This window comes from Anaerosporobacter sp., assembly GCF_031551385.1.
Lineage (GTDB): Bacteria > Bacillota > Clostridia > Lachnospirales > Lachnospiraceae > Anaerosporobacter.
Window position 1 is genome coordinate 1 of record NZ_JAVBNS010000028.1, and the last position, 15,771, is coordinate 15,771.

The window sequence follows — 15,771 nt, forward strand, 5'->3', positions numbered from 1 at the left end:
AGATGACCTTGAAATTAACAGTTTGCTAAAGGGATTTTTAGAAAGTGAAGGCTATCAAGTAACATCTGTCTTTGACGGTGAAAGTGCATTGAAATCTTTTCATGAAAACCAATACGATTTAATACTGTTAGACTTAATGATTCCTAAAATAGATGGTATTTCAGTAATGAAATCTATACGTAACAGCAGCGTTATCCCAATAATCATAATATCAGCAAAAGACAGTGATTCTGATAAAACAATCGGATTGGGACTAGGTGCAGATGACTATATAACTAAACCTTTCTCTATAACAGAAGTATTAGCTCGAATTAAAGCCCAATTAAGACGTACTACTACTTATACAAAAAACGATTCCCACTCTAAAGCTGACATTTTGTCTGTAAATGACATTACAATTAACACTGATGACTATACTGTTTTTAAGAAAAACAAAAAAATCGAATTAACTAACAAGGAATTTCAAATTCTTAAATTATTAGTGGAAAATCCAAAAAAGGTATATACCAAGGCACAAATCTACTCTTCCATATGGAATGATGATTTCATTGCTGATGAGAATGCTGTTAATGTTCATATCAGCCGTATACGAACCAAAATTGAAGATGATCCAAAATCACCTCAATATATTCTTACTGTATGGGGAATAGGTTATAAACTCGGAAATTTTTCTTAGAAATGCTCAAATTTCTGCGATGAGAAAGGCATGGTTATTTTTATGAATACAAACTTAGTAATTCTACTTCTAATAGTAATTGGTATATTAACACTAATAATCACCTACTTACTATTACAAAGAAATAAAGTTCAAAATACGCTTGATCATATTTCTAAAACAATTGATCATGTTGTGCTTCATGATACAGATGAGAAAATGATGTTTTTTTCAGACAATGAACATATTTCCAATTTACTTACCGCAATAAATCTTATTCTTGATGAACGCCAAAAAGTCAAAGCTGATTATAGACGCTCTGAATTATCGTCCAAACGAATGCTTTCAAATATTTCTCATTATATAAAAACGCCACTAACTGTTATTTTAGGATATTCCGATATGTTATTACTTTCTGAAACTCCCGATATGGGTATGATTGAAAAGATAAAACAAAAAACCCAAGATGTAATTAATCTCACTAATAAATTCTTTACGCTTTCCAAAATCGAATCTGGTGATATGAAATTAGATATTACACGAATAAATCTCTCTGAATTATGTCGAAAGGTTGCTATTGATTTCTACCAGATATTACTTCAAAAAGATATAGAAGTAAATCTTCATATTCCAGAAACGAACATTGTTGTTAGTGGAAACGAAGATGCTATTTCTCGCATTCTAACTAATTTAATATCAAATTCCATTAGATATGGCTTTGAAGGAAAATATATAGAAATTTCTCTAGATACCGACTCTGAATATGCCTATGTAAACGTCATAGATAAAGGTAAAGGTATAGAAAAACAATATATAAATAATGTATTTGACCGTCTATATACTCTTGATGATTCACGCAACCCAAATCTCGGTGGAAATGGACTAGGTCTTGCTATTGCAAAAAATCTTGCGGAAAAGCAAAATGGCACTCTTACCCTCAAAAGTATACCATATGAATTCACCACTTTTACGCTAAAACTCAAGCTTTTAACTTATTAATTTATTTCGAAAGGATTTCTTAAGAATTCGTCAATAGTTTTGAAAAACTATTCTGATAATATAGATGACATGAAAGGAGTGTGCTTATAATGCAATATGTATTAAAAACAAATTTACTCACAAAAAAAATAGGTGACAAAGAGCTTGTATCTAACGTTAATATTCACATTAAAAAAGGGGAAATCTACGGTTTTCTTGGTCCGAATGGTGCCGGAAAGACAACTATCATGAGAATGATCACCAATCTTTGGAAGCCTTCTTCTGGAGATATTGAAATATTCAATACTACACTTACTCCAACTTCTTATCCCTTATTAAAACGAATAGGAAGTATCATCGAGTTTCCAGTCTTCTTTAATCATCTAACTGGTGCCGAAAATCTGCAACTTCATTGCGAATATCTGGGTTATTACATCTCTGACGGTGTAAAGAACATATTAAATTTACTTGAATTATCAGATGCAGCCGATGTACCTGTGCAAAATTACTCTCTTGGTATGAGACAACGTTTAGGAATAGCCCGAGCAATCCTTAGCAAACCTGAACTTCTAATCCTAGATGAACCAACAAATGGTCTTGATCCAGCTGGTATGAAGCAAATTCGTGATTTGCTTAAAATGCTTTGTCAAGAATACGGTATTACAATAATGATTTCAAGCCATATTTTGTCAGAAATCGAAAATATTGCCGACACAATAGGAGTACTAAATCATGGCAAATTGATAAAAGAAATTTCTATGGAGGATATTTCTGATATGAATCTTGCTTATATTGAATTAGTTGTTGATAATTCGAATAAAGCAGCATATGTTCTTTCAGAAAAAATGAAACTTAACAATTTCAAAGTCCTTGAAGGAAATGTGATTCGCATTTATGAAAATTCTATTTCACCACAGGATATTTCAAAAACTCTTTCGGCTAATTCAGTTTCTATTGAAGCTCTAGGACGTAAATCCGATTCTTTGGAAGATTACTTCTTAAAATTAACCGAGGAGACTACTTAATAATTTTAAATAAACACGGAGGTATCAAAATGTTAAAATTAATTAAACTTGAATATAAAAAAAATAATATTTCAAAATATATACGTAATGCACTTATTCTATCTGTACTCCTTGCCATCTTCTTTTTTGCATTTGTTTTTTTAGGTATCGCAAATGATCCTGAAACTGGTATCCCTGATGCTGCTTCAGATGCTAATGGCGTCACAGTAAATGTAGAATTAATTACGAGTATCGCATATATGATTTTTGCTGCTGCAATGCATGCATCATTTACTATCTCATCATATAAAAATAACACCATGAATCTAATGTTTTCTTATCCAATCAAAAGAAGACAAATACTTGTTTCACAAATGGCTGGTGTTTGGCTTTTTAGTTTTGTAGCATTAAGTCTAACAAAATTAGCAATATTCGGAATGATTGCAATCTGTGGACAATTTATGACACCAGCCTTTATCATTGATTATGATATACTTTCAATTAGCTTTTACATCTTATTACTTATAAAATCTGTAATGACTGTCAGTATCAGTTTAATTGCTTTGTTTGTTGGTTTGCTTCTTAAATCATCAAAAGCAGCCTTAGTCACTTCTTTTTTATTAATAATTCTTATGCAAGGTAACTTAGGAGGTGTAGAACTAGCAGATAATATATTACTACCTACTATATTAACTATAATTTCTTTCCTTTTTGCATATTTAACCACTCAAAATATTGAAACTAGGGACATTGGGTAAAGGAGGCCACACATTATGAAACTAAAAGGGATTTGGGTACTTATTTGTTTATCATTTTTTTCGCTGATAGGCTGTTCCACTAATCAAAATCAAACGAAAGATTTTTCAATTGGCTCTGTTACAGATATTGATGTAACCGCAGACTCATATCAATTAATATTTCGAGCATCAACAGATAATAAAATTCATGTAAAATATGCTGCTAACAATAATAACACAGTAGAACTTCAAGATACTCATTTATTAATTTCACAAAAGAAAACAAAGAAAAGCTTTTTTGATAATTTTTCTTTTGGTAAAGAAGGTGAGATTATCATTTATATTCCTACTGAATATGGCAATACATTAACACTTAACAATGGTAGTGGTGATCTCTCTATGGATTCATTGTCATTATCATCGCTAGATGTTAATAATAAATCTGGTTACCTAACATTAAAGAATATCTCAGCAACTGATTCAAATCTTACGTCTACTTCAGGCGATTTAACTTTAAAAAACTGTGATATTAATGACCTAAAAATTGAGTCATCATCTGGATATATTACATTAAATAATACTACTTCTTCTATTATAAATGCGGAAAGTGGCTCTGGTGAAATTAAGATTATCGATTTCAACGAGAATAAACAAACCTCTATTTCTAATTCTTCTGGTGATATATCAATTTCATATGCAACAACACCATCAAATTTAAGTTTTAATATTGCAACCAATTCTGACGATATTACTACAAGATTGTCTGATAGTAACTATGAAATTGACACTCCATCATGTAAGAAGGGAGCAATAGGCGCAGGAAGCAATACGTTATCTATCTCCAGTGATAGCGGTACTATCATTGTAAAATGAGCACATTATTAAAATTTACAGCTCCACTAGTAAAGCTTTTGATTCTGAATCTGCTCTCTCAAAAAAGTTCATATGGATATGAGATTACAACTTTTTTGAGAGATGTTTATCCATTAAATGAAAGTTCCATATACACAGCTTTAAAGCAATTAACCGAGCAACAAGAGTTAATATATTCAATTCAAATTGTAGGTGGACGATTACGAAAATATTATACAATTACCCCTGCTGGAAAGATAACATTAGAGGAAATGAATCCACAATGTCAAAAGCAATTCTCATCTATATTAGCTTTGATAAACACAGATTCTCAGATACCATTGTAAATATGAATAAAAAAAGGAAATGACAAAACCTTATTCGTGCTTTGTCATTTCTTTTTTATTATTCCATATGCTATTAACTAACTATTCACGTTGTTCCTGAAGTAATCGAAACACCTCTCCCCTCTTTTCCATTAATTCTTCATATGAACCTTGCTCCCATACCCTTCCTTCTTCCAAGTATATAATTTTATCATACTCCTTCAATAGACTTGGATTCATTTTATGACTAATCGTTATCATAGTAATATTATCATTTTCTAATAAATTTTTTTCAATCTCATTACTAGTTGCCATATCAACGGCAGATGTTCCTTCATCTATAATAAGAATCGGTTTTTTCCGAACAAGTGCTCTGGCCACAGATATTCTCTGCTTCTGTCCACCAGATAAATCCAAGCTGTTTTTTTCTGTATCAATATTAGTAAATCCACACTGTATAAGTGCCTGCTGTATATCCTGATCAGAGTAATTCTGATACAATTTAATATTTTCTTTTATTGAACGATTAAATATGTAGACATTTTGCTGTATAACCGCACATAGATCCAGGATATTACTCTCATTAATATTTTGTCCGTCACATGTAATCAATCCACTATATGGTTTACATTTTCCTAACAAAAGTCCAAGCAAGGTTGATTTTCCACTTCCGCTCTTTCCTAAGATAAGATATTTTTTATTTTTTTCAATATTTAAATTGATATTTTTTAGTACATATTTTTTACTATCATATGAAAAATCAACATCTTTATATTCTATCTTATCTTCAAACATATCAATATTACGTTTTTGACATTCATGTGAATTTACATTTCTTTCCTTTATCTTTTCTATAATAGGCTTAACACTTTGAAGTCTAGGCAAATTCGAAGTAATCTCCATTATAGGATTTACAAACGAATTACTTAGTTGTACTAATGCAACTAATGTACCAACTAATACTTCCCCACTAATCACTTTGTATGCCCCTATTACAACCACTAAAAACATTGTAAGTATTCCCAGCAAATCAGATGTCGCTTGATTAATGCCCATATTAAAATCCAAACGGTATTTAACTTTTGTCAGCTCTTTATTATACAGATTATGCTCTAAATTCGCATTTTCTGTTTCATTGTAGTATTTAAATACTTCATATCCACCAAGAAGATCCTTTACACTAACAGTATACGCACCCATTTCTTTTGAAAATACTCCTTGCCTATATTGCAATGATTTACCAAACAAACTGGAAACACCTGCCATAATAAACATACACGCTGTTAATGCAATTAATACTTCTGGGCTAATTTGTATTATTAATATAATTGCAAATACAAACAACACAATGTTTTCCATGATTTTAAAAAATGGAAGAATGAAATTTTCCTCAATTATTTTTATATCATTTGTCAATGCGGAAATATGTTCACCTGCTATCTTCTCATCATATTCTTCTAATTCTTGATGAATAATACTTCCAAAGATATCAGAACGCAGACTATATGTTATTCGCTTAATTATCTTCTTCTCACAAATATTATAGATATATTTCCCAATTCCTAACACTGCCAAATATATACCTGCCCTAATCAATGCTTCTGTAAATTTGTTCACATCTTTTTCAGTAGCTACATCTACAACGTTTTGTAATATTATAGCTAAATACACTGTACCAAATGCAACTAGCAAACCTAACAAAAATATTGAAACAAGCAAAATTTTGTTTTTTCTCAAGTATCTTGTCATATACCAACCTCTCATTTTCCTACTATTTTACGGGGCTTGCAGACATCATCATATTCTTTACACAAATGCCTTCTTTTTTCTCTTTCTCAAGTAATAAACTAATTCTTCTTACCGTTTTCCCTTCCATTAGCAACTTTAGAGATAAACGTTTTCCAAATTCTTTTTCAATCTCACTTGATAGTCGTGTCATCTTCAATGAATGACCTCCAAGTGAATAGAAAGAGTCATCTACTCCAATTTTTTCAATACCCAAAATCTTTTCAAACAGTTTTGCTACCCTTATCTCTATATCAGATTCTGGCATCACATTCGTAGTATACACACTTGTTGGTGTCGGCAACTTTGTTTTATCTACTTTACCGTTTATATTTCTTGGTAATGATTCTAGCTGAACATAGTATTGTGGCAACATATACTCTGGTAGAAAATCTTCCAATTGTTTCTTTATTTGTTCAATAGTACTTTCTCTTTTTAATATTACATATGCACAGATAGCATCTTCATTATTTACTTTGCGTATAAAAACAGTCGCATCAACAATACCTTCGCTATTTAAAAGTGTTCTTACAATTTCTTGTACTTCTATTCTAAATCCTCGAAGTTTGATTTGTTCATCTCTACGTCCCATAAAATGCAAAAGGCCATCGAAATCCCAATAAGCGATATCTCCTGTGCAATAAACTAAATCTTCACCAACATGAATGAATTTTTGTTCTGTCAATTCTGTATTGTTTAGGTAGCCTACAGATACTGATTCTCCTGCAATACATAGCTCTCCAGGCATTCCAATACCACACATATTGCGATTTTCATCCAAAATATAAATCTTTGTATTTGCTATTGGATGTCCAATTGGAATAATCCCTTTACCCTTATAATCAGCGGCATTTAGTGCTACAGTAGTTATTGCTGCCTCTGTTGGACCATAGAAATGATATATATCTTGCATTTTATTTTCTTGTGCATCTCCTAACATATTTATAAGCTCTGTTTTTGAAATAGGTTCTGCAGCTACGTACATTTTTTCAAATTTTCTTAGTTCTTGCTTCTTCCCAGATTCTTCTGCATAGCGAATAACCTCACGTAAAAGTGATGGAATAAACGTTATTCTATTATTCGGTATTAATCTCAATAACTCTTTAGGGTCTTTTCGTTGCATCTCGTCTGCAATTAATAATTTACCTCCTGATAGCAATACGGGAAATACTTCCGATGCATGTCCATCAAATGTAAATGCAATTGTCTGAACCATAGTTGAGTCTTCATTATAATGGCTACTTTCAATCTGCCACATTGTATGATTAATTAAATTTTTATGTGTTACCATTACGCCTTTTGGTGTTCCAGTCGTTCCTGATGTAAAAATAACATAAGCCTTCTCAGCAGCTGTAAACTCACGATGATATTCAACAGTTCTATTACTATCAATATCTTCTAAGAATAATGTGTCATATACGTTATCCAAAGATACATCATGTGTAGTCAGAATAATTTTTGTCTTTGCCTGCTCCATCATAAACTTGATTCGTTCCTTCGGTAGTTTCGGATCTATTGGCAAATACGCTGCTCCAGCAAGTAGAACGCCAAAGATTCCAATAGCCATCTCTATACCAGGCTTAACTACAATCGGAACAATATCATTTATATCTACACCTGCTTTTTCTATTTCATATGCTACTATATCTGCTTTATGTTTTAATTGCTCATATGTCATTCTTTCATTACCAAATTCTATTGCAATATTATTAGGTGTTTTTCTTACTTGTGCCGCAAACAATTCTGCAATATTACTTTGAAGAGGATAGGCGCTCTCAGTCTTATTGAACTTTTCTATTCTTCCTTCTTCCTCTTGAGTAATGAATGTAAGCTGCTCTAAATTATCCTCTGGTCTTGTTAGTATCTGCTCCAAAACCGCAACAATTCTCTTTGATAATAGATTGATTTCATCTTTACCATATTGAGAGGCATCATACAAAAAGCTTAATTTCAATCCATTTCCATTTTGTGCACCAAATGATATCGGAAACGATGACATTTCTCTAACTTGCTTTACTTCATATAGTTGCTCTGATGATGATTCTTGATAATTTTCAAACGATATTGCTGAACCCAGCAATTCATTTTTAAGAGGAGTCAGTTGTTGAATCTCCTCTAGCGAATAAAAATCGAAATCATTAATTGCCACTGACTGCTCTTGTACCGTTCTTAAAATTTCTAGAACTGTCTTTCCTTTAGTCAAATGCATTCTCACCGGAACAGTATTAATATACATTCCCAGTGAATTTCCAATACCATCAATATCTACATTTCTTCCAGATACTACTTTACCGAAAACTACGTCATCTTTTCTTGTATAAGCACTAAGAATGATTCCCCATACAGTCTCCATAACGGTATTAAGAGTCAATTTGTGGTTATGAACAAACTCCTGAATCTGCTTGTTTAATTCAACCCCTAATTCGGTTTCTACCCTTCCTACCAATTCTCTACTACAACCATCTGGTGCTCCCATAGGAGTAATCATACATTGTTCAGAATAATCTTCTAAAAGATTGCTCCAGAATTCTTTTGCTCCTGCTTTTGGGCACTGAACTATATACTTGCCATATTCCCCTTGTATATTATCGCTTACATTTTCTAGTATCATTTCTTTATTTATAATTTTGCTATAAATCTCAAACAGCTCCGTTATTAGTAACATACTGCTCCAACCATCTAAGATTATATGATGGAATGTGAGTAGCAACTGATTTGTATCTTTTTCTTTACAAACAACAGCACCAAACAGTTGGCCATTTTCAAAATCATATTTTTTATGAACTTCCTGTTTCTTAATTTTTTTAGTATTCTCATGTGAGTTTTGCTCTGTTGAAAAGTCATAAACATTTTCGGAATACTCCATCTTATCCCATACTGCCTGTCTTGGCTCACTGACACCATTGAAAACAATATTGGATCGAAGTGCACTATGCCTACTTGCCAATATATTTATTGCTTGGTACAAACTGTCAATCTCTACGCTTTTATTTAATGACAATTCTAATTGAACGACGTATTCACTTGAATCTGGATTAGACATTTTAAAATAAAGCATACTTTCTTGCATTGGTGTAAGATGATTAAGTGCCTCCAATGTCTTTCCACTTTTTAAATACTTCTTCTTAACTTGCTCAAGTTCTTTATATGTCCAAACTTTTTCTCCATAATCTGAAGGTGTTTTCGTCGTATCTAAAGCATTTTTACAAATCGCAATAACATTAATCAATTCATTGATAAAAATAGATATTAATTCTGACACATATTCTATATTGAAGATATTCTTTTCATATGTTACTTCCATGTGATATTTCTTATTTATTATCATTGAGTTAATTGTAATTGGAGTACGAAAAGCATTTATTTTGTCCTTATCCTTAGCATGTTTCGCTTCGCTAATTACAAATCCATAGTTTCCTTCCTGCCCAAATTCACCAAGATAATTAAATGTAATATCTGGATCAATATTAGAAAACATATTTGGATATGCATTTTGTAATATAATATATCCCATTCCTCTATTAGGAATTGAACGTATTGTTTCTTTTACATTAATCAAATCCGATTCTATTTCTTGATTTAAGTTTTCAAAAACAACAGGATATTCTGTAGTAAACCAGCCTACTGTTCTATCTGTGTATGCATCCTGATGAATTGGCTCTCTTCCATGTCCTTCAAGATTTATTGCAACAGTTGAATTATTACTTTTCTTTGATACGGCACGTGCTAATGCAGTCAATAAAATATCATTAATTTCTGTATTATATGCTTCCGATATATCATATAACATATTTTGAGTGTTTATAGAATCCATATTCCCTTCTAACATATCTAAAGTAAAATTATTGCTCAGATTTTCTTTCGAAAATTTACCATACTCTATTTTTGAATTTATCTCTTTCCAATATGGCACTTCTGACAACAACATATCACTCTTTGCATAGTTCCACAATTTTTCAGACCATTCTTTAAACGATATTGATTTTGCTGGAAGAACCGTTTCTTTTTTCTTCAAAAAGCCATTATAAGCATTAAGAAAATCTTCAATTAAAATTCTCCATGAAATTCCATCTACAGATAAATGATGTATACAGAAAAACAGGTAGCTACTTTTTTGACCTTTAAATATTCCCACTTTAAGTAATGGACCTGTACTGATATCAATACTTTTCTCAATCTCCTCTGTACCGTTGAGTATAATGGCTTCCTTGTCACCATCAGCAAAATTATAAGTATAAATACCATACTGAGTACCTTCACTAAAAGGCATAATTTCCTGATGTTTCTCCTTATACACAGAACGCAGCAGATCATGATGCAATATAATTCTATCTAATCCGTATTTAACTGCCTCTACATCTATTTCATTTTCTGATTCCAACATATACGATTGATTAAAGTAATTAGGGTTATTAATTCTCATTATATTGAAAAATACTTTTTGAATAGGACTTAATGAAAATTCGCCATTTATTTCTTCTTGGCAATATTCGATATTTTTGTCCTTATCCTTAATCTTACCAAGTATTTTACCAATCTTTCTTCCTTCCAATATATCACGAACTTTTAATTCATATCCAATTTGTCTTAGTTTAGATACAATTTGTATCGCTTTAATAGAATCTCCACCAAGTTCAAAGAAGTCATCCTCACTACTTATTCCCTCCACATTTAATACACTTTCAAATGCAGATATTTCAGATTCATCTGAATCTTTCTTCTCATTCTTCCCATATATCTCTATTAACTTTTGTCGATCTATTTTCCCTCCAACAGTCAATGGGAAATGTTCTATCTTATATATACTTTTAGGAATCATATATTGAGGTATATATTTTTGTACTTTTTTCTTTATCCCTTCTGCATCTAACTCAGAATCACTTATATAAAACCCAGCAAACAATATCCCATTTTCATCTTCATTGTAAATCACCAATGCATCTTTAATATCATCTATTTTTCTGATTCCCTGCTCAATTTCTTCTAGCTCTATACGGTATCCATTAATTTTAACTTGCTGATCATTTCGACCAATAAATTTAATATTACCATCTTCTAGCCAATACCCTATATCTCCTGTTTTATATAGTCGTGAAGAAGAAATTTGAGGCATATAGATAAATCTTTCCGTTGTTAAGGATTCATTGTTAACATATCCCGCTGCAACACCTGCTCCACCAATATAAATCTCTCCAGTCTCCCCTACATTGCATTCTACCTCTGCCTGTATGATATGTATTTCTGTATTTCTTATCGGTTTTCCAATCGTGATATTATCTAAATCCGATTCATCTGAAAACCTATATGCGGTTGCAGCAACTGTACATTCTGTAGGACCATATAAATTAGAAATATCTTTTACTTTTTCAGGAATACATGTCTTAATTGTTTTCATAAGATCTCTTGGCAATGCTTCTGCCCCTAGATACAATCTGTCAAACTTCTTTAAAACTTCCACTCTATCCGTAGCCTTTGCGTAGTCAAATATCGCTCTAAAAAATGAAGGAATCATCAAAGACTGTGCCTCCACTAATTCATCAATAACTAGCTGTGGATCCGTTTTCTCTTTATCTGTTAATATTCTTATCGTTCCTCCAGCTATCAAACATGGAAATGTTTCAATTATTGATGCATCAAAAATGATAGAAAACATATGCAACATCTTTGTTTTTTCTGACATGTCACCATATTCTGCTAACCATATAGCAAAGTTAAGAAGGCTATAATGCGTGATTTTTACACCTTTAGGATTCCCAGTAGTTCCTGATGTATATATGATATAAGCTATATCTTCAGCTTTAATACTGTTGCTTTCCTTTTCTACTGGTTTTAGCAATTCAAAGTTAATTTTCAGAATACCATCACTCTCGTTAAAGCAACATATCTTGCTCTCTCCAAAGCTTTTGATTACTAATTCTGTATTACTGTCTTTCAATATATAGTCAATTCTATCTTGAGGTTGCTTTTCATCTAATGGTAAAAAAGTACCACCAGCTTTAAGAATTCCTAGTATTGTCACAAGGGACTCTGGTGAGCGCTCAATCATAACACCAATCACAGGATTTCTTTCTATACAGTATTTTCGAATTAAATTTGCTACCGCTTCCGCTTTTAAGTCAAGTTCCCCATATGTCAATTTCTCATTTTTATATTTTACTGCGATAGAATCTTGTTGTTTTACCACCACACGATTAAAGATTTCAAGAATATTTGTAAATGTATTTTCTTTGCTTTCTCCATAACTATATGTATTCATTTTTCCTCCTTTTGAGGCAGCCGCTTTACACGCTACCTCTTTTATCTAGTTCATATATTACTTACACGTTTCCAGTAATAGTGTTTCCAAATTGGATTCACACCCTTCGAAGATAGGATAAGAAATCAATAACTTATTTTTGCATCTTCCAATATATATTTCAGTAGTCGTAATGAAGTCATTAGCCTGTGATAACCACGTATCTGCTGTTTCTTCATCCATTTCATACTGTCCCTGAAAATTAAGAATTAATGTTTTATCAAATACTCTCCGAATATCTTTTGCAGTTAATCTTGTTTCCACTATATAATTTATTTTATGTAATGTCTTAAACTGCTGTTGTTGTTCCATAGCATGATATAATTCTCCAGATTGATTTCCTTTTAACTCTATCGGTATAAAATCCAAACATTCTCCCAACATCATTACAGACTCTTGCTCTAAGTAACTTCTATCATCCTGTATAAGTACAACAGGTAATCTGTCATTGACAAATAAATGATTACTTCTACCTATCGTCCAAACAATGGTTTCTACACTTCTCCACGGATCGTTATCAAATTCTTGCATTTTTTTATCTGATAGTTCTATACAAGCACAATGAGAACTAATTAAATTTGAATCCTCTTTTAAAACAAATCTATGCTCTACTATATCCGTTTCCTTTTCTCTATCTGATGCTGCACGTACTCCCTCAATATAATTTGAATACGTCTCAACTTTTTGGAAATCTTTATTAATCTCAGTCTCCTCAAAAATCTCATGCCAAATTAAAGAACTTGATTTATCCCAAATACTGTGATGTGCTAGAAGTAAAATTAAATATTCACTTTCCTCAACTTCAAGTATATAAATCATTGTAAGTGGAAATCTAGTTTCACATAATTGACTTTGATACTTTTCTGTACATTGCAAAATCACTTTATCTATACTACTTTTGTTTGTTTTAACAATAGGAAATTGAATTTTTCTATCATATACCATCTCCGTGATTTCCCACTCGTTAGCTTTTATAACCTCACTTCGTAATATACTCTGAGATTCTACAATTCTATTAAGTAAACTTTCTACTTCCTCTAACGTTTTCATCTTCAACTGAACAGATTCTTTTATGAAATCACCAACATTTAGATAAAATTTTTGCAATTCTGTTGCTTTGTACCGTACCTCTCTCTGAGCAACATTATTTTTCACTCCCTTGTCAACCACTTCCAATGTTGATTCTGTAGACACTTCCGCTTTTGATTGACTATCTTTCATATAATGAGACAATGTTTTTACTGTCCGATACTTTAAAATCTCTCTAACAGTAACTTCATATCCCATTCTTTTCAGGCTTGTCATAACACTTATTGCCTTTAATGAGTTTCCACCAATCAAAAAGAAATTATCGTTTATACTAAACTTCTCTAATCCTAATGCCTCTTGAAATGATTTATAAACCGCATTTTCTTCCATTGTTTTTGGCATCTCAACATCTTTAATTAAATTCATTGCTTTCGGTAATTGTTTTTTGTCAATCTTACCATTTAGCGTTCTTGGGATTGCTTCAATACGTATAATTTCGTCTGGAATCATATAAGCTACTAAATAATTGTTCAACATATTTTTTAATTCTATCGTGTCCACTGTTTGCTTGCTTACATAATATGCAATTAATTTTCCTGTATCTTCTCGATCATAAATAACCGCAGCCTCTTCGACTCCTTGATATTTTCTGATTGTCTGAGCGATTTCCTCAAGTTCGATTCTAAATCCTCGTATCTTGACCTGCTCTCCTATACGACCTAGCAATTCAATATTCCCCTCATGTGTCCATCTTCCTAAATCACCAGTTCTATACACTTTTCCTTCAGGTACAAATGGTAGGTATACAAATTTCTCCTGTGTAAGTTCTTCTCTGTTTAAATATCCACGTGCAACTCCATTTCCACTTACACAAACCTCACCTGTCATGCCTACGCCAGCCATTTGTTGTCCATTTACAATATAGATATGCGTGTTAGGAATAGCTTGACCAACATAAGGAATATGTTGCTCATCTTTTTTGAACTCATAGTATGAACAACAAACTGTCGCTTCCGTCGGTCCATATGCATTTATTAGCCTTGGCATTTTTCCACATTCATTGCATGAATTATAGAACTCGTCTACTAAATCTTCTGGTAATGCCTCTGCTCCTAATAACAACGCTTCAAGAGAATGCAGTTGTGCTAACTTTCCATTTTTCTTGGCATAATTAAGTAGTTCTCTGTACAAGGAAGGTATAATAGCTAAAACTGCATTATCCATTAATGAAAGCATCTTTTCAGGGCTCATTTTGTCTTCATCCGTAGCAATTCTTAATGTACTTCCAGATAAGATAGTCGGAAAAATCTCCCACACAGAACCATCAAATATAAATGCGAAACTTTGCATGACAACTACATCTTTCCCTAGATGCATCTCATCACAGAACCATTCCACAAGATTAATAACATTTCTGTGTTCAATTTGTACTCCTTTAGGATTCCCTGTAGTTCCACTTGTATAGATAATATAGGCTAAGCTATCTGTTGGTATTTCAGTAGAAACAGTTTCACTTAATTCTTCACTTTCTTCACCAATATTAATTATCTTATACATTTCCATGATTTCTTGTGTGTTGTATATCTTCTCACTAACTATCACAATTCTTGCCCCTGAGTCCTCCAACATAAACTTGATGCGCTCCTCAGGCTGTTTTGGATCAATCGGTAAATATGCACCTCCTGCTTTTAAAACTCCTATTATCGCAACTAGCATTTCACATGATCTTTCCATTGCTATACCAATAACTTCACTTTGCTTTGCTTCTTCATTTAAAAGTTTTTGTGCTACATAATTTGCTCTGCTATTAAGCTGTCTATATGTTAATTTCTGTTCACCACATTCCACTACGATCTGATTCGGAAACATCTCTACTATTTTTTCAAATCTTATTACAATGTTATCGTCTTTAAAAACCGAAATAGGTTTATTAAACTGTTCCATGATTACTTCCTGCTCTGCCTTACAAACCATTTGAAATTCAGCAACTTCACGTTGAGGATTTTTAACAATCTCTTCAACCAATGTTTTTAAATGAAGTAACAAATATTCCATTTCTTCTGTTGAGTATTTGCATTCTTTATACATCAAATTTATCTTTAATTGCTCT

At 32.0% G+C, this 15,771-nt stretch carries 9 protein-coding genes; 6 read left to right on the forward strand and 3 right to left on the reverse strand.

Going from position 1 to position 15,771, the window contains the following annotated elements; all coding sequences use genetic code 11:
• The 6 genes from RMR19_RS03620 to RMR19_RS03645 all read left to right on the forward strand — a co-directional run.
• Window positions 1-676 (forward strand): response regulator transcription factor (locus tag RMR19_RS03620; RefSeq protein ID WP_310602132.1); only part of this gene is annotated, 676 nt, incomplete at its 5' end.
• Window positions 677-718: 42 nt separating this feature from the next.
• Entirely contained in the window at window positions 719-1,654 is a 936-nt protein-coding gene (locus RMR19_RS03625; protein WP_310602133.1) for a sensor histidine kinase, read from the forward strand.
• Window positions 1,655-1,743: 89 nt separating this feature from the next.
• Window positions 1,744-2,658, forward strand: coding sequence for an ATP-binding cassette domain-containing protein (locus RMR19_RS03630; protein WP_310602134.1), 915 nt, complete (start codon window positions 1,744-1,746; stop codon window positions 2,656-2,658).
• Between the two features lie 29 nt (window positions 2,659-2,687).
• The gene (locus RMR19_RS03635; RefSeq protein WP_310602135.1) at window positions 2,688-3,395 is read left to right on the forward strand and encodes an ABC transporter permease; all 708 of its coding nucleotides are present in this window, start codon (window positions 2,688-2,690) and stop codon (window positions 3,393-3,395) included.
• Window positions 3,396-3,410: 15 nt separating this feature from the next.
• Window positions 3,411-4,247 carry a DUF4097 family beta strand repeat-containing protein gene (locus tag RMR19_RS03640; RefSeq protein ID WP_310602136.1) on the forward strand — a complete coding sequence of 279 codons (837 nt, stop codon included), beginning with the start codon at window positions 3,411-3,413 and terminating at the stop codon, window positions 4,245-4,247.
• Complete coding sequence (locus RMR19_RS03645) at window positions 4,244-4,573, forward strand: PadR family transcriptional regulator (RefSeq protein ID WP_310602137.1); 330 nt, start codon at window positions 4,244-4,246, stop codon at window positions 4,571-4,573. The genes RMR19_RS03640 and RMR19_RS03645 overlap by 4 nt, the downstream gene beginning before the upstream one ends.
• Before the next feature lie 81 nt (window positions 4,574-4,654).
• Here RMR19_RS03645 and RMR19_RS03650 read toward each other — a convergent pair whose 3' ends face one another.
• The 3 genes from RMR19_RS03650 to RMR19_RS03660 form a co-directional block, all read right to left on the reverse strand.
• Window positions 4,655-6,301, reverse strand: coding sequence for an ABC transporter ATP-binding protein (locus RMR19_RS03650; RefSeq protein ID WP_310602138.1), 1,647 nt, complete (start codon window positions 6,299-6,301; stop codon window positions 4,655-4,657).
• A 22-nt stretch (window positions 6,302-6,323) separates the two neighbouring features.
• The gene (locus tag RMR19_RS03655) at window positions 6,324-12,593 is read right to left on the reverse strand and encodes a non-ribosomal peptide synthetase (protein WP_310602139.1); all 6,270 of its coding nucleotides are present in this window, start codon (window positions 12,591-12,593) and stop codon (window positions 6,324-6,326) included.
• A gap of 57 nt (window positions 12,594-12,650) precedes the next feature.
• Window positions 12,651-15,771: non-ribosomal peptide synthetase (locus tag RMR19_RS03660; protein WP_310602140.1), on the reverse strand; the 3,121-nt coding region annotated here is incomplete at its 5' end.

What these genes read in the sequence shown, in the direction of transcription:
- RMR19_RS03625 (WP_310602133.1), top strand. Translation starts at nt 719, where the DNA reads ATGAATACAAACTTAGTAATTCTACTTCTAATAGTAATTGGTATATTA.
- RMR19_RS03630 (WP_310602134.1), top strand. Translation starts at nt 1,744, where the DNA reads ATGCAATATGTATTAAAAACAAATTTACTCACAAAAAAAATAGGTGAC.
- RMR19_RS03635 (WP_310602135.1), top strand. Translation starts at nt 2,688, where the DNA reads ATGTTAAAATTAATTAAACTTGAATATAAAAAAAATAATATTTCAAAA.
- RMR19_RS03640 (WP_310602136.1), top strand. Translation starts at nt 3,411, where the DNA reads ATGAAACTAAAAGGGATTTGGGTACTTATTTGTTTATCATTTTTTTCG.
- RMR19_RS03645 (WP_310602137.1), top strand. Translation starts at nt 4,244, where the DNA reads ATGAGCACATTATTAAAATTTACAGCTCCACTAGTAAAGCTTTTGATT.
- RMR19_RS03650 (WP_310602138.1), bottom strand. Translation starts at nt 6,301, where the DNA reads ATGACAAGATACTTGAGAAAAAACAAAATTTTGCTTGTTTCAATATTT.
- RMR19_RS03655 (WP_310602139.1), bottom strand. Translation starts at nt 12,593, where the DNA reads ATGAATACATATAGTTATGGAGAAAGCAAAGAAAATACATTTACAAAT.